Consider the following 16,435-nt stretch of genomic DNA (forward strand, 5'->3'; position numbering starts at 1 on the left):
TCCTTGTTCTATTATAAATTGAAAATTTAATTAGTGGGTATTTTTTCCTATATGAATCAGACATTTACAATAAAAAAAAACTGCCATATTTCGGCAGTCTTAATCGATAAATTCAAATTGATATTCAAGAATTTTTACAATATCTCCGTCTACTGCACCACGTGCACGAAGGGCTTCATCAATACCCATTCCACGCATTTGACGAGCAAATCGGCGTACAGATTCATCACGTGAGAAGTCTGTCATTTTGAATGTTTTCTCAATATCATAACCAGAAATAACAAATGTGCCATCACTTTCGCGTGTAATTTCAAAATTAGATTCAGATTCAAATTTGTACATTACACTTGCTTCAGATTCTTCTACATCATCGTACATTGGGAATTCTGGTGTTGTTTCTAATAAGTTCGCTACTTCAAATAGTAAGTCACGTACACCTTGTTTCGTTACAGCTGAGATTGGGAAAATTTTCACTTCGTCTCCCAATTTTTCTTTAAATGCTTGTAAGTTTTCTTCTGCACCTGGCATATCCATTTTGTTTGCAACAACAACTTGTGGACGCTCAGTTAAACGCATATTGTATTCTTTTAGTTCACTATTGATTGTTACATAATCTTCATATGGCTCACGGCCTTCTAAACCAGACATATCGATAACGTGCACGATTACACGTGTACGCTCAATATGACGTAAGAATTGGTGTCCAAGTCCGACGCCGGCATGTGCACCTTCAATTAGTCCAGGAAGGTCAGCCATAACGAAGCTGCGGTTATCACCAGTTTCAACAACACCAAGATTCGGAACGATTGTTGTAAAGTGATACTCTGCAATTTTCGGACGCGCTGATGATACAACAGATAATAATGTAGATTTACCTACACTTGGGAATCCAATAAGTCCAACATCTGCTAGCACTTTAAGTTCTAGCGTGACATCACGTTCTTGACCTGGTTCACCGTTCTCAGCGATTTCTGGCGCTGGGTTCGTCGGTGTTGCGAAACGTGAGTTACCACGACCACCGCGGCCACCCTTTGCGATTACAGCTGTTTGTCCATGCGTTACTAAATCGGCAAGAATTTCACCTGTTTTTTCATCTTTTACTATTGTTCCCGGTGGAACCTTTACGATTAAATCTTCAGATTTACGACCATGCTGACCTTTACTCATTCCATGCTGACCACGATCAGCTTTGAAATGACGTTGGTAGCGGAAGTCCATTAATGTACGTAAGCCTTCCTCAACAACAAAAACAACATCTGCACCTTTACCACCGTCGCCACCTGCTGGGCCACCTTTAGGTACATACTTCTCACGACGATACGCAACCATTCCGTTACCACCGTCGCCGCCTTTTACATATATCTTGACCTGATCTACAAACATTATTTCACCACACTTTTTTCGATTGGTTGTAATATAACTGAGACTTCTTCGTCTCGTACTGTATAAGAAATGGAATACCATTTATTGTTTTGGTTCGCAAGCCAATTCTGTAGTTCTTCTACACTCGTTAGCTTACCACGAAAATCAAAAAAGAAACGAGCATTCTCCGCGTCACATTCAATTGTGATACAAACATAATTTTCAACATATACGTCTAAACTATGCTGAAGTATTGAGAAAAATTGATTCGTCCATATACATACAGTCTCATCTAAGTGAGATAAGTTATGTAATTTCCCTAATACTTCGTACTCCAATAAGCACGGCTGCTGTTTCCAATTATATGTTAAAATCCACTCTGAAAATAAAGGCATTGATAGCCCTATCAGATTGGATTCTTGTCTCGCTTCTTGGACAAAACGATCGATGAGACTATGAATCTCTTCCACTTTTCCAAGGGAAAGGTTTCCTTTCACCATCTGCATACGATTGAGCCAATCATGTCTTGAATGACGCAATGCATCTATAATTGTCCATTTTTCATTCATTTAGATACCCCTTAATATAGAAAAACTCTAACCTGCACTCAGGTTAGAGTTTTCCGTGAGTTCTTATGCTTCTTGAGCAACAGGATATACGCTCACTTGTTTGCGGTCACGGCCAAGACGCTCAAAGCGTACTACGCCGTCAACTTTCGCGTATAAAGTGTCATCGCCACCACGACCAACGTTAACACCTGGATAAATTTTTGTACCGCGTTGACGGTAAAGAATTGAACCACCTGAAACCGTTTGACCATCTGCGCGTTTAGCACCAAGACGTTTTGACTGAGAGTCACGACCGTTCTTTGTACTACCTACACCTTTCTTAGATGCGAAAAACTGAAGATCTAATCTTAACATACGTTACACCTCCTGCACTTTTTCTATTAAACGGATATACTTTCCGTAATCAAGTTCGATCGTCTTAAGCGAAACAACCAATCCTTCTAAAAGCGTTTGTGCTTTTTCTGCTGCATGAACGTCTAAATCATTAGGCAATTCATACGTTAAGAATCCGCCATCACTTCCGAGTTCAATAGTTGCCTGCACATTACAAAGTTCTTCCACTGCATTTATAGAACCAAACACAACCGCTGTAGTTCCAGCACAGACAAGATCTTGTCCATGTGGCGCATAATCGGCATGTCCAGTCATTTTAAATGATTGGATACTTCCTAATTTCGTGCGACTTATCGTAATTTTAATCATGTTAACCTGGATTAAGCGTTGATAGCTTCAACAACTAGCTTAGTGTAAGGTTGACGATGACCTTGTTTCTTACGATTGTTCTTTTTCGCTTTGTATTTGAAAACGATGATTTTCTTAGCGCGACCTTGTTTTTCAACTTTCGCAGTAACTGTTGCACCTTCTACAACTGGGCTACCAACTTTAACGTTTTCGCCACCAACGAAAAGAACTTTGTCAAAAGTAACAGTTTCACCAGCTTCAACATCTAATTTTTCAATGTAGATTGCTTGACCAGCTTCAACTTTAATTTGTTTTCCACCTGTTTCGATAATTGCGTACATACTTGCACCTCCTCTTAATTACTAAGACTCGCCAAAAACGAGGTAGACATAAATGTCTTTAGGGAACCTGTCTTGTGCGGTTGTAGCATATAGCCGTTTAGGTGCTATAAACTATAACATAAAGATGTTATCATGAATCATAGACGGTTGTCAATAAATGTTCTGCTAACTATTTTTTCCGTTCTACAATTTCTGTTTTACTTCCAAAACGAATAATTGCGTACTTTTCGATCATATCATCTTTGAAATAAATTTCAAATGGAATATTTTTTTGTAATTCTTTTTGCAAAAATTGTTTTTGTAAATTTTTAGGCGCAGCGATTAATACTGCCTCATCCTCTATATTTCCATATGTGATTAGCTCTCTCTCTAACTCATACGCAATTGTTTCATATGACATTACATACCCCGTCGCTTTGCAAGGTACACACTCTTCTAGTAATACGTCGCGTAAAGAATGTTTCTTACGTTTACGTGTCATCTCCAAAATCCCTAACTCTGTAAAACCGAGCACTCTTGTATATGTGCGATCATTTTGCATAGCAGCCATCAGACATTCTCTTACCTTTTCTTTATCTTCTCTTCTTTTCATATTAATAAAATCAATTAATATCATACCACCGATATCACGCAGTCTTAATTGACGTGCAATCTCTTCAGCTGCCACTTCATTTGTACGAAGGACTGTATCTTGTAAATTCTGTTTTCCAGTAAACTTGCCCGTATTCACATCAATTACAGTCATCGTCTCCATTTGTTCCACAATTAAATAAGCACCATTCGGGAGCCACACAATTTTTTGAAGTGCTTTCTCGATCTCACGCTCTATTCCAAAATGGTTAAACATTGAAGATTTTTCATTATAAAAAGATACTTTTTCTTTTCCGACCTTTTCTTCTAATTCTTTTACTATACTTCTTGTATCTACAACTACTTTTTCAATCGTTTCAATCGGATTCTCTTGGAATACACGATCTAAAAAGGTCGCCGGTCGATGAAGTAGTAACGGTGCCTTTCCTTGCCCCTCTTTTCTTTTTAGCTCTTCATATAACTGCTGTAACCTTTGCATTTCAGCTTGTATTTCTTCAATTTCTCCTTTTTCAGAAGCAGAGCGGAAAATATAACCTCCTGTCCCTTCTACCTCAATTTGGAGTAGCTGTTGCCTTCTTTTATTATTTTTTATTTTTCGAGAAATCGCACGCATTTCATCATATGGCATATAAACGACATATTTCCCGGTAAATTCTATGTTTGCCGTCAATTTCGGCCCTTTCGTATCAATTGCCTCTTTCACAACTTGCACGAGTACCGCTTGCCCTTCATGTATACGATAAGAAGATGGTACATCATCGTATGAAAGGTACGCATGTTTTTCTAAACCGATGTTTACAAAAGCTGCGTTCATTCCAGCAATCGTTCTTACGATACGTCCAACATAAATATGCCCAACAATCTCTTGTTCTTCATTTCGTTTCCATAAAAACTCAACAATTTTTTTCTTCTCTTCAATTGCAACGCGTTTTTCCGATCCTGCATAGTTCATATATAACGTTTTCAAAATTCTTTCCTCACTTTATAATCTTCTTTGCTTTTACAATAATAAAAGGTTAGTGCTATCGTCAACACTAACCGATTAATTCTTCAACAGATGAAGTTGTTCGTTTTTCAGTAAAATACGCATAGAGTAATTCATTTTCATCCAATGTGTAATGTTCTTTATATTTTCCATGGACGATAATAGAGTGCTTATACCCTCTACGAAATTTTGTGAATATCTTATATAAATGATCTTCTGATTGCACTTCAATAGGTGCAATCTTTTCAATTCCTCTTTTGTTCCCATAATAACGTTCCAATAAAAAACGCATAAAGGCATACTGTCTTTGTTTCCACTCTTGATATAACGACACCGCTAAAAATATGAGTAGTACCCACATCATAATATTGTTACTATTCCAAAGTAACTGCCACACTAGTATTACACTAAAAAAAACACATGATAATTTCATCATCTTTTCATGTGCTTGTAAATAAGGAAAACGATATGATAATACGTTAAACAATACTTTTCCACCGTCAAGCGGCCAAATAGGTAGTAAATTAAATGCTAAAATAATTATATTATTCCATATAAAGAAATAATATAAATCCGCACCCAGCCAACCAGCTTCAAACACTATATAACCTACCATCATCATCCAAATATGTTGTATAGGCCCTGCAATTACAACAACAAGTTCCTCTTTCAATGACTTATTCCCGTGTTCCTCAAGCTCAGCCACACCACCAAACGGTAAAAGTTGAATCTTTTTAATACGCCAATTGTAGTGTGCCGCCGCAAAGGCATGCCCAAGTTCATGGATAAGAACGATACAAAATAACAGTAGTAACTCTTTAAAACGTGCCGTAAAAATACCAATGACAATAATAACCCAAAACAACGGATGCACTGAAATCTTCGTTAAAACTTCTCTATATTTAATCAAATGAAATCACCTGAATCGGGTCAATAAATTTTTCATTCTTTTTTATCGCGAAATAAAACTTACCATTTTTATTATTTGCATCATTATTCACCGTTCCAATTTTTTGTTTCTTTGAAACGTAATCATACAATTTCACTGTCATGTCATTTAAATTCGCATACCACGATTCTGTTCCATCTGCATGCTGAATTTGAACCGTATTACCAAGTTCCTCTTTCTTACCTGCAAAAACAACTAGCCCTTCATTCACTGACTCAACAGTTGCATTTGTAGCTGTTTGAACAAATACACCTTGGCCATTTTTTTGAAACCCTTGCATTACCTTTCCAGAAGCAGGGATGGCATAATCTTTTTGCTGAATAGTTCCTTCTTTTTTCTCAGTAGGTGAATAAAATACGAGTGGTTTTCCAAACTGCTTTTCGTACCATTTCGCTACAGTAGCAAACTGAAATTCTTCTTTCATCACTTTTTCTGTAACAGCTTTCGCACCGTCAAAAGAAGAGGGTGCATTCTTATATAAAATAGCGACAGAAAGAACTAATATTGCTGATAACAAAACTTTGAAGAAAAATACTTCTTTTCGAAATAAAGGATGAATTTCCTTTTCTCCATCTTCAATAAATACTGTTTCACTATCAAAATTCCCTCCAGCAAAATACTGCTCTTCCTCCATCCTTTCTTGCTCTGCCTTCCTTTTCGCAATCCGTTTTTTAATTTCTTCTACACGTCTATTCTTCATACTGTCTCCTTTCTTTCGTTAAGCTAATTTACATAGAAACAGTTGTATACAGTTTGTACATATGTATGAGCTAGGAAAGGAAGATATTCGTGTGAAGAAAAAAGAAAGCACTTCGCATATGCGCGAAGTGCCTTTAACGGATTCCAAAGAAGTTTTTCATCTTTGTAAATACCGATACCTTTTCTTGTCCAAATGCTTGCAATGGTACATTCTCACCCAACAAGCGTCTTGCAATATTACGATAAGCTAACGCTGCTTTTCCGCTCGGTTGCAACGCTACAGGTTCACCTGTATTTGTAGCACGAATAACTTCATCATCATCTTCGACAACACCAAGAAGCTCGATTGACAATGTACGTACGATTTCATCAACATCTAACATATCCTGCTCATGAAGCATATGACTACGCACACGATTAATAACAAGTTTTGGTGGTTCAATATCCTCTTTTTCTAAAAGCCCGATAATACGATCCGCATCGCGCATTGAGGATACTTCTGGCGTCGTAACAACGATTGCTTTATCCGCACCAGCTACCGCATTTTTAAATCCCTGCTCAATCCCCGCAGGACAATCAATTAATATGTAATCATAATCTTGACGTAATACTTGTATTAATTCATCCATTTGTTCAGGTGTTACCGCTGATTTATCACTCGTTTGTGCTGCAGGTAATAAATAAAGATCATCAAAACGCTTATCTTTAATAAGCGCCTGAGGTAAACGGCAACGCCCTTCAACGACATCAACAAGATCAAATACAATACGATTTTCCAGCCCCATTACTACGTCTAAGTTTCGAAGACCGATATCTGTGTCAATTAAGCACACTTTCTTTCCAGATAACGCCAGGGCTGTACCAATGTTCGCAGACGTTGTAGTTTTACCTACTCCGCCTTTTCCAGATGTAATTACTATTGCCTCTCCCACAGCTATACAATTCCCCTTTCTAACTTTGTTAAATTAGGTCTAAGATGAGTGAGAAGTTGCAGTCGATCGACAACAATGTGATTGTTCTCATTAATATACGCACATTCTGCCGCCTCCGCTCCGTCTTCTTTCTCTTCCGGAGCCCGCATTGCCACATCACTAATTCGAAGTTGCATCGGGTTCATATCAGATGCAGCGATTACAGCATCCGAATCCCCATAATACCCAGCATGCGCAATTCCTCTTAATGATCCTACGACAAAAATATTCCCCCCAGCGATAACCGTTCCGCCTGGATTAACATCTCCAATTAACAATAAATTTCCTTTTACATGTAAAACTTGTCCAGAGCGAACAATTTTGGAAATAGGGACAATTTCTGTTTCTTCTTTCCAAGCTATTGCTTCTGCTTTCGTTATAACATCACTTTCAATTGAATCCACAACAAGATTCTTTTTATTACGAATTAACGTACGAATCTCTTCTTGTTGGACTTCTGTTAAATAACGATTTCCCACTTTCACATGCACTTCAATTAAAGAGCGCCCATCACCATCATAGTAATGTGTAGAAAGCTTTTCATCCAGTTCCTCCAGTAATTCAGAGAATGAACAACAATCATCTAAATGAAGCGTTATTCCGTCTTTTGTCCCTTTTATTGTTACATTTTGTTGCTTTTTTTCTTCCACTAAAGTTCACCCCACCGATTCAATTCGACATAAAATTAGAAAATCCTTTTTTCTTTTTCTTCCATCGCTTTTGAAAGACGCACTAAATATCGTCTCAGTGGGAAACAAACTATCAATAAGAAAATTGCATTTAGCAATAAAGTAGACAGGAGACGATCTGTGAAAAAGACATACGCTGACATATGAGTACGTCCTAACAAAGTTAAAAATCCATACACATAATACTCTAGTGCTACAATACTAGCTAGTACAATAGAAGCAACAATAAATAAATTCAATTGTAGTATCTTCATCACACTATAAACTAAATAAGCTAAAATCGGATACGCAAATATATATATACCGACAAGTTCTGTGTATACGGTATCAAATAAGAAACCAAATAAGAGTCCGTAATAAATCCCTTGGACCGGACTATAGTACACAGTAATAAAACATAACACAATTATAAAGAAATGAGGTGCTGCTATACTGTCTTTCCAAAAAACCTCTGTTGGAACAATAGTAGCAAACATATTTTCAAATAGAAAAACAAAAAGGAGCAAAAGAGGAAGAGCTGCTCTTTTTAGAATCTTCATCATTTCTTCTCCCCCTCCTATTCTAATGGCGCTGAAGGCGTTGCACGTTTAGCAACCATAATATGCTCTACGTCATTCAAGTCAGCGGCCGGTTTTACATAAGCTGTTTTTGTTAAGCCGTATGGATCTGGCTGAACATCAACGATTGTTCCAATTACAAGACCTTTCGGGAAAATATCACCAAGTCCAGATGTTACTACTAGTTGATCTTTTTTCACGTCTGCATCAGAGCCGATCTTTGTGAAAAGAAGTAAGTGCTTTTCTTTGTCGTAACCTTCAATCAATCCGAAGATTTTCTCATCACCTTGTACGATAGCAGAAACACGATTTGTTCGGCTCATAGAACTTAGCAACTCTACTGATGATGTAAACTGAGATACACTTTTCACTCGTCCAACTAAACCTTGTGAAGTTACTACAGCCATATCTTTTTTAATTCCTTGCTGTGCTCCTTTATCAATTCCGATTAAATCGTACCATTTATCTGGATTACGAGAAACAACAGTAGATGGAATTTCAGTATATTGGCTATTCAACTCTTTTTTACCCGTTAACTCTTGTAACTTCTTGTTATCATCTTCTAATTGTTTTACTTTCCCTGATAGACCTGCATAATTATCTAATTTTGCTTTTAATTCTTTATTCTCTTCATACGTGCGCTTTACATCCTCTACATTTTCGAAGAATCCAGCTACGTATTTCGCTGGCTTTTGGAATACACGTTCTACAACACCGACAGTGTCTTTAACAAACTGCTCTGGCCATGTTAAACTGTTCCGTTCTTTCAATGAGATTCCAATCAATGCCACGAGAAGAATAATACTAACTAACAAAACAATTAATCTTTTGTTTAAGAAAAACTGTGGCACGTTCACACCCTCTTAATTTCATTGATTTTTATTTTGCAATATTATCGAGCAGCAGTTTTGAAAAGGTCGATATTGTCTAATGCTTTACCCGTTCCAATCGCTACGCAATCTAGTGGGTCTTCTGCAACAAGAACTGGCATATTTGTTTCTTCACTAATCACTTTATCTAAGTTACGTAGTAATGCTCCGCCGCCTGTTAATACGATACCACGGTCCATAATATCTGCCGCTAATTCAGGTGGAGTTTTCTCTAACGTATTTTTAACAGATTCTACAATTGCATCTACTGTATCTTTTAATGCATCTGCAATTTCTTCTGGTTGAATTAGTACTGTTTTTGGTAAACCACTTACTAAATCACGACCGCGAATTTCCATAGGCTCGATACCTTCTGGCTCGCCTGCAGAACCAATTTCTAATTTTAATGCTTCAGCTGTTCTTTCACCAATCATTAAGTTGTAGCTTTTCTTAATGTACTGAATGATTGAATCGTCCATATCATCACCAGCAACACGAACTGATTGACTTGTTACAATACCACCTAAAGAAATGATCGCAACTTCTGTTGTACCGCCACCGATATCAACAACCATACTACCAGTTGGTTCCCAAACAGGTAAGTTTGCACCAATTGCTGCTGCAAATGGTTCTTCGATTGGATAAGCATCACGTGCGCCCGCTTGACGAGTCGCATCGATTACTGCACGTCTTTCTACAGCTGTAATACCAGAAGGTACACATACCATTACGTAAGGCTTACGTGAGAAGAATCCATTTGATTTTTGAGCTTGTTGAATGTAATATTTCATCATTGTTGCTGTCGTTTCGTAATCAGCAATTACACCGTCTTTCATCGGGCGAAGTGCCACAACGTTTCCTGGTGTACGACCAATCATTTGTTTTGCATCGCTACCTACAGCAACGATTTGTTTCGTATCAGTTTGTAACGCTACTACTGAAGGTTCACGTAAAACTACACCTTTTCCTTTTACATATACAAGCGTGTTCGCAGTTCCTAAGTCTATTCCAAGATCGCGAGTAAAGCCACCAAATCCAAACATATTATTTATCTTCCTTTCTTGTTTTCACGGACTCATTTTTTCTTAATTTATATTATAAAAACAGTACGTTTTTTATATCTTTATCCTTTTTGTAGATAAATTTCTACAAAAAACTCATAAATCACATTATAAAACAAAATAAGTAAAAAGCATAGTCTTAAATATGACCTTTTTCCTTTAAACTCACGAATTTATGGTCGCCTATTATAATATGGTCAAGCACTTCAATTCCGATAATTCGGCCGCATTCTACTAAGCGTTTTGTTACTTCAATATCTTCTCGGCTCGGCGTGGGGTCTCCTGAGGGATGGTTATGAAGACATATGATAGAGGCTGCTGCACGGCGGAACGCTTCTTTAAAAACTTCCCTTGGATGTACAATTGATGTGTTTAAGCTTCCAATGAAAATGGTTTGCCTATGTATAACTTGATTTTTTGTGTTTAAATATAAACATATAAAGTTCACGTATATACAAAAAACAACAAAACAAAAGAGCACAGCGTGTATATAAAGTGCGACCAACACTATATATACCGTAAACCTGATTACGCCAGGTAAACACTTGCTATACTCTCATGAGTTATTGTACATCATGCAGGGTCTATTAAGCAACGTTTACCAAATTATTGGTGACGTTGCTTTTTTGTTTCCGAGAAGGAGACATATAATATGGAAAAGAAATGCATAGATGTTATAGCAAGCGAAGAAGCATTCCGTAACTTATCATCATTTATAGAATTAGAAGAATTGAACAAAACTATACGCGCATATAAAGATACTATTCGTATGTCCATTAAGCGCACTGACCTACAAGCTAAACTCATTACATTACTTGAAATTTTAAAGCGCCACAGTTGCAAATATGTAGGCGTTAGTTTCCTATGTAAAAATAGAATAGCTGAAAAAATGGAAGTTTCCTATAAAACTGTACAACGTTTAATGAATAAACTTGTGGATCTAGAGATGATTAAACAAGTAGCAATGAAACGTACAAAGGATATGTTACAAACTTCTAACGCTATTATTATTCAACCGATTGTGGAAGAAGTGTCCAACAAGGTAGATACAAAAAGTCCTACAAAGTGTCCTACCATTAAAACAATCACTGTTTCCTTAAAACAAAATATAAAAGATATAAACAAACGTAATAGTAATGAGAATAGCAATACACCAGAAGAGACTATTGAACAGGCTGATTTTGTTGCTCACTGGGTACCACAACGTTTTATTTCTTTAGTTCGCTCTTTTTACAGTGATTCAAAGACAATTCAAGAGTTTTGGAAAGTCGTAAGACAATGTAATAAAATTATTAACCATACAACAGGTGATAAGGCATTTACTAAAGACCAGGAACTTACTATTGGATTAACAGCTATTAAAGAATTTGTTATGAAAATTAAAACTGGGATAAAAATGAAAAAGGGTAAATTTGCTTATTTCAATGGGCTTGTGAACAATCTAATGGACAAGTTCTATTTTGAAGATACATTTATTATTTGAGTATTTGTTCTCAACAAGATCACCATATGTTTAAACATCATCCGAAAACAAATTAACCGGCACCTTGTACATTAAAGAACCGGTTAATAATGTTGCAAATCTTTTACTGAACATAATTTATTTATATTAGCATACCTGGTAAAAGCTTCGCTATTAATACAGTAATTGTCGCTAAAAAGAACACTTTAATAATGAATAGAACCATAATTGGGATGGATACTTTCACTTTGCTTAATCCAGAAGTAATATGTAATCCGAGCCAAGTTAAGGCTAAATTCCATATATAGAATATTTCAATTGTATTACCAATTCCATATGCAAGTGATCCTTGTTTAAATAGTGGACCTAAACTTGTATACTGAGTTGCTCCACCATCTAAAATTACAGCTACTACACCATTTATAAGTCCACCAATAATAAGAACCATATTAGCATATACAACAATCATTAATAATTTTTTATAAGATGTATCATTTCCAAAGAACATCATAAATACTTTATAAATAGCTGCGACAAATAGTGCACCAATCATGCCCCCAACAAAACTAGATCCAATTCCAGAAATAACTTCTGATGTTATTGAACCCTTACCAGCAAGTTCGCCTAATTCTTTCTGCATTTTAATTATTTCAGGTGACGTGTTCACAACATAAGTTGTCAAACCACCTACAAGCCCTTGTAACAATGCCACTAAGAAGAACATACCCCAAACTTTCTCGGTCGTCTTCATTCGCTCAAACTGTAAACCCGGAGAAGTAATCATTCCAAATAATGATGGCTTTTCTCCGCCAACTTTTTGCGTATTCAAATTAGCTTCCATTATAACACCTCCTTCTATTTATATAACCCGTTCTAACGGGCGGTTCACTTCCTCGCAAGAGGCTACGAACCGCCCACTAGAACGGTAATGTGTAGTTCTACTACACTATTAATTATTCATAACGCAATGCTTCAATTGGATCTAATTTTGCAGCTTTATTCGCTGGAATTAATCCGAAAATAATACCGAGTGTCATTGAAAACAATACGCCTCCAACAACAACCTCCCATGAAACAATCGGTGGCCATTTCGCAAATGTCGAAACAATATATGCCCCACCATAGCCAAGACCAATTCCGATTAAACCACCTAGAAGCGTTAACATAACAGCTTCAATTAAAAACTGTAATAAAATTTTACTACGCGTCGCTCCAAGTGCTTTACGTACCCCAATTTCACGTGTACGCTCCGTTACAGATACGAGCATAATGTTCATCACACCAATACCACCAACGACTAGTGAAATACCAGCGATACCACCGATAATCATTGTCATAATACCGGTCATCTTTGAAATACCTTCTTGAATCTCTTTTAAATTCTTTACTTCATATTTACCAGTTGCATCACTTGGTTTGCGACTATTTAAAACATCTGCAGCTTTTTTACCTGCTTTTTCTAGATTATCTACATTTGTTGCTTGAACAGAAATATCTTGAATTTCATCTTTTCCATACAGTGTCGGCCATAATGATATTGGAACGAGTGCTTCTGATGGTCCCATTCCCATAAACTCTTTATCTGATTGATACACACCGATAATTTGCATCGGTTGACCCTTCATTTCAATAATTTTACCGACTGGATTGGCATCCTTAAATACCTTTACTTCCATTTGTTTACTAATCATAACAACGTTATTACCTTGATCCACATCTGATTCTTGTAAAGAACGTCCCTTTAACACCTTTACTTTATTTACTGAAAAATACTCACTGTCTAATCCAGTAATATTCACCATTTCTATTTTATCTTCAATATCAAGTGGTTGCATACTTGAATTTGTTGTTACAACTTGTGAGATTTCTGGAATTTTTTTAATTTCAAAAATATCTTCTTCAGTTATCTTCGGTGCTTCTACTATCCCCATACCAAAAGGATCATTCATATCAGCACTATAATAAATCGGAACCGTTTGATTACCTGACCCAACAAATTGAGATTTCAGTGCAGCTTCCCCGCCTTGCCCAATCGCAACGACGGTAATAATAGAGCCTACACCGATAATAATCCCAATCATCGTCAAAACCGAGCGTAGTTTATGAGCTAAAATAGACGATAAGGCAATTTTCATACTATCTAGTAAATTCATACTGCACACCTTCTATCTTCTGTAACTTTCCCGTCTCGCAGTACAATGCGGCGAGACGAATAAGCCGCTACTTCCTCTTCATGCGTAACCATAACAATTGTCGTACCTTCTGCATTAAGCTTCGTAAAAATATCCATAACTTGCTCACCAGACTTCGTATCTAGCGCACCAGTCGGCTCATCGGCCATAATGAACGTTGGGTTATTCGCAATTGCCCTTGAAATCGCTACACGTTGCTTCTGTCCACCTGATAATTCATTCGGTAAATGATGTACGCGGTCCGCTAATCCAACTTTACCTAACGCCTCTAAGGCACGCTTACGACGTTCTGCTTTCTTCACGCCACCGTATACGAGCGGAAGTTCAACATTTTCCACCGCAGAGAGACGCGGCAGTAAATTAAAATGCTGGAATACAAAGCCGATATATTCATTACGAATTAAAGCGAGCTTTGACTCGTCTGCTGTTAAGATATTCACATCATTCAGCATATATTCGCCTTCTGTTGGACGATCTAAACAACCAATAATGTTCATAAGCGTTGACTTACCGGAACCAGAAGGTCCCATAATCGAAACAAACTCACCACTCTGAATCGTTAAACGAATACCATGCAAAATCGGTACCGCAAGCTTTCCTTGATAATACGTCTTAGCAATATTATTTAGCGTAATCATTTCTCTTTCACTTCCATTCCGTCATACACGTTGTCGGAAGGATTTTTAACCACCTTTTGCCCCACTGTTACGCCTTCAGTAATCTCTGTCCAATCTCCATCAGTAGCACCTTTTTTCACATTTTGTTTACGAAGCTTTCCTTTTTCTTCGATATAAACAAATGCATCTTCTTCTTTTTCTACAATGCTCTTACTTGGAACAGCGATCATCGTCTTATTCTCTAAGTTTACTTGTAATGAAACATGGTACCCTGCAGATAAACCATCTTGGCTATCAAGGCTTGCTTTATATGTATATTGAGACATATTTTGAGTCCCCTCACCAGCAGCTTGAGCCATCTCTGCACTCGTTGGGAATTCACTTACTTCCGTAATCTTACCTGTCCACTTTTTCTTATTATTTGCTTTCGCAGTTACAGTGAACGTTTGATCTTTTTGAATTTGTGACTTTTGAAGCTCTGTTAAAGTCCCTTGAACTTGGAACGGGTCTTTAGAAGCTACTTGTAAGAATGATTTTCCTTGACCACCTAACGCTTGAGATGAACTTTGTGCCGCATCTTTATCTAACTTCTGTACAACACCAGTGAAATTACTATAAATCGTAAGTTCTTTCTGCTTTTTACTTAACTCTTCTTTTTGTAACTTTCCTTTTTCTTTTTCAAGGTCAGTTGTTTTTTGTGCCATTTCTAACTCACTTACTTGCTCTTCCATTGGGTCTGTTACTTCTTTCCCAGCTCCACTATCTTTCACTTTCTTAATTTCTTTCTTCAACGAATCAATCTTCTTTTTCCCTTGATCATAACGTATATCTGCCATCTTCTGATCAAGCTCAGCTTGCTTCATTTGCAAGTTAATTTCTTCATTATCATAAGAGAATAGTTTCGTTCCCTTTTCTACCTCTTGCCCTTCTTTTACCGCAATATCTTTCACTTTTCCTTTGGCCGGATCCGCATAGAAACTTTCAATATTCCCAGGCTTCACCTGACCAGAAATTAATTTCGTATTATTCAACTTACGCTCTGTCACTTTCTCAAAACTTACAGCATCAGCCGTTGTTGCTGCACCTTTCTTCTTCCCTTGCATAACAAAAATATTAACTGCTACAATAATAGAAAATAATGTGAAAACACTAACCATAATCCATCTCGTTTTTTTATTTGAAGTCCGAACATTGTTTAATAACATAAATAATCTCCTTAATATGATTATATGAGTAAATTATAGATAACTAGAATGGCTTAATACTAAACAAATATTAGTTATTGCATAACCTCATTGAGTTAGTAAAGAGATATCTTTCCTTAAAACCCCTTTACTGACTTTCCCTTTTATATAATAGTACTATCAGTATTTCCAAGACCTGCAGATTCATTACATAAGCTTTGAAGTTTTTACACTAGAACCTAGACAATAAGAAATAAATAAAAAAACAATTATCATTAATCTATTTTTTCATTGCGATAGTATTCAAATGAATTAACTATAAATACAAATACAAATACAAATAAATTCTGTTACGGAAGTAAAAAAGGGCTGTTTACTAATAATTTGGTAAACAGTCCTTTTTTACTCCACATCCCCATAAGCTTCATTAATAAAACCCTAATTTACGACATAAGTATATATACAAGTATCACAATTCCAAAAATCATAGTAAAAAGCGCACCAAAAAATCCGCTTTCTTTTAATGCCTGAAAAAGTTCATTTTTTTTACCTTTCATCATCTAATTCCCCTCTCTATAAATATATTTCAATGGATTGAGCTGGTAACTCGTGTGTAATAAACCAAGGTGATTTTCTAAAATCTTGAACAATGCAAA

At 36.6% G+C, this 16,435-nt stretch carries 18 protein-coding genes, 1 pseudogene and 1 other annotated feature; of the genes and pseudogenes, 1 reads left to right on the forward strand and 18 read right to left on the reverse strand.

All coding sequences use genetic code 11. The features are described from left to right. Positions 1 to 99: 99 nt before the first annotated feature. From obgE to radC, 14 genes and pseudogenes are all read right to left on the reverse strand, one after another. A complete protein-coding gene (gene obgE, locus JDS99_RS19030; RefSeq protein ID WP_199695505.1) occupies positions 100 to 1,383 on the reverse strand; it encodes a GTPase ObgE in 1,284 nt (427 codons plus the stop codon). Continuing rightward, positions 1,383 to 1,931 (reverse strand): sporulation initiation phosphotransferase B, encoded by a 549-nt coding sequence (locus JDS99_RS19035; RefSeq protein WP_001003578.1) that lies wholly within the window; start codon positions 1,929 to 1,931, stop codon positions 1,383 to 1,385. Before JDS99_RS19035 ends, obgE begins: the two co-directional genes overlap by 1 nt. A 63-nt stretch (positions 1,932 to 1,994) precedes the next feature. After that, a complete protein-coding gene (rpmA, locus tag JDS99_RS19040; RefSeq protein WP_000944957.1) occupies positions 1,995 to 2,285 on the reverse strand; it encodes a 50S ribosomal protein L27 in 291 nt (96 codons plus the stop codon). A 3-nt stretch (positions 2,286 to 2,288) separates the two neighbouring features. Further along, complete coding sequence (locus tag JDS99_RS19045) at positions 2,289 to 2,633, reverse strand: ribosomal-processing cysteine protease Prp (protein ID WP_001973720.1); 345 nt, start codon at positions 2,631 to 2,633, stop codon at positions 2,289 to 2,291. A gap of 11 nt (positions 2,634 to 2,644) precedes the next feature. Continuing rightward, positions 2,645 to 2,953, reverse strand: coding sequence for a 50S ribosomal protein L21 (gene rplU / locus JDS99_RS19050; protein ID WP_000270907.1), 309 nt, complete (start codon positions 2,951 to 2,953; stop codon positions 2,645 to 2,647). Between the two features lie 14 nt (positions 2,954 to 2,967). Next, positions 2,968 to 3,045: a sequence feature (ribosomal protein L21 leader region), on the reverse strand. A 77-nt stretch (positions 3,046 to 3,122) separates the two neighbouring features. Continuing rightward, positions 3,123 to 4,511: an Rne/Rng family ribonuclease gene (locus JDS99_RS19055; RefSeq protein WP_088064476.1), complete on the reverse strand. Its 1,389-nt coding sequence runs from the start codon at positions 4,509 to 4,511 to the stop codon at positions 3,123 to 3,125. Between the two features lie 67 nt (positions 4,512 to 4,578). After that, entirely contained in the window at positions 4,579 to 5,439 is an 861-nt protein-coding gene (spoIVFB, locus tag JDS99_RS19060) for a stage IV sporulation intramembrane metalloprotease SpoIVFB (RefSeq protein ID WP_199695506.1), read from the reverse strand. Beyond that, positions 5,432 to 6,178, reverse strand: a complete 747-nt coding sequence (gene spoIVFA / locus JDS99_RS19065; protein ID WP_097889237.1) for a stage IV sporulation protein SpoIVFA — start codon at positions 6,176 to 6,178, stop codon at positions 5,432 to 5,434. Before spoIVFA ends, spoIVFB begins: the two co-directional genes overlap by 8 nt. A 133-nt stretch (positions 6,179 to 6,311) precedes the next feature. Then, positions 6,312 to 7,109: a septum site-determining protein MinD gene (minD, locus tag JDS99_RS19070; RefSeq protein ID WP_000503312.1), complete on the reverse strand. Its 798-nt coding sequence runs from the start codon at positions 7,107 to 7,109 to the stop codon at positions 6,312 to 6,314. A gap of 2 nt (positions 7,110 to 7,111) precedes the next feature. Further along, entirely contained in the window at positions 7,112 to 7,798 is a 687-nt protein-coding gene (gene minC, locus JDS99_RS19075; protein WP_000391511.1) for a septum site-determining protein MinC, read from the reverse strand. 35 nt (positions 7,799 to 7,833) lie between these two features. After that, a complete protein-coding gene (gene mreD / locus JDS99_RS19080) occupies positions 7,834 to 8,379 on the reverse strand; it encodes a rod shape-determining protein MreD (RefSeq protein ID WP_000975757.1) in 546 nt (181 codons plus the stop codon). Positions 8,380 to 8,393: 14 nt separating this feature from the next. Further along, complete coding sequence (gene mreC / locus JDS99_RS19085; protein WP_088064479.1) at positions 8,394 to 9,245, reverse strand: rod shape-determining protein MreC; 852 nt, start codon at positions 9,243 to 9,245, stop codon at positions 8,394 to 8,396. A 41-nt stretch (positions 9,246 to 9,286) separates the two neighbouring features. Next, complete coding sequence (mreB, locus tag JDS99_RS19090; RefSeq protein ID WP_000466737.1) at positions 9,287 to 10,306, reverse strand: cell shape-determining protein MreB; 1,020 nt, start codon at positions 10,304 to 10,306, stop codon at positions 9,287 to 9,289. A gap of 157 nt (positions 10,307 to 10,463) precedes the next feature. Beyond that, positions 10,464 to 10,766: pseudogene (gene radC / locus JDS99_RS19095) on the reverse strand (DNA repair protein RadC); the annotation flags it as partial. A 210-nt stretch (positions 10,767 to 10,976) separates the two neighbouring features. On the opposite strand from radC, the gene JDS99_RS19100 reads away from it, so the two are divergent. Further along, positions 10,977 to 11,807 (forward strand): helix-turn-helix domain-containing protein, encoded by an 831-nt coding sequence (locus tag JDS99_RS19100; protein WP_199695508.1) that lies wholly within the window; start codon positions 10,977 to 10,979, stop codon positions 11,805 to 11,807. Between the two features lie 121 nt (positions 11,808 to 11,928). Here the strand turns inward: JDS99_RS19100 and yknW are convergent, their stop codons facing one another. From yknW to JDS99_RS19120, 4 genes are all read right to left on the reverse strand, one after another. Next, positions 11,929 to 12,627, reverse strand: coding sequence for a YknW family membrane protein (gene yknW, locus JDS99_RS19105; protein ID WP_199695509.1), 699 nt, complete (start codon positions 12,625 to 12,627; stop codon positions 11,929 to 11,931). 112 nt (positions 12,628 to 12,739) lie between these two features. Beyond that, complete coding sequence (locus tag JDS99_RS19110) at positions 12,740 to 13,939, reverse strand: ABC transporter permease (protein ID WP_199695510.1); 1,200 nt, start codon at positions 13,937 to 13,939, stop codon at positions 12,740 to 12,742. Beyond that, a complete protein-coding gene (locus JDS99_RS19115; protein WP_199695511.1) occupies positions 13,936 to 14,616 on the reverse strand; it encodes an ABC transporter ATP-binding protein in 681 nt (226 codons plus the stop codon). The genes JDS99_RS19110 and JDS99_RS19115 overlap by 4 nt, the downstream gene beginning before the upstream one ends. Beyond that, positions 14,613 to 15,800 (reverse strand): efflux RND transporter periplasmic adaptor subunit, encoded by a 1,188-nt coding sequence (locus tag JDS99_RS19120; protein ID WP_199695512.1) that lies wholly within the window; start codon positions 15,798 to 15,800, stop codon positions 14,613 to 14,615. Before JDS99_RS19120 ends, JDS99_RS19115 begins: the two co-directional genes overlap by 4 nt. Between the last annotated feature and the right edge of the window lie 635 nt (positions 15,801 to 16,435).

The organism is Bacillus cereus group sp. N6 (assembly GCF_016483705.1).
Taxonomy (GTDB): Bacteria; Bacillota; Bacilli; order Bacillales; family Bacillaceae_G; genus Bacillus_A; species Bacillus_A wiedmannii.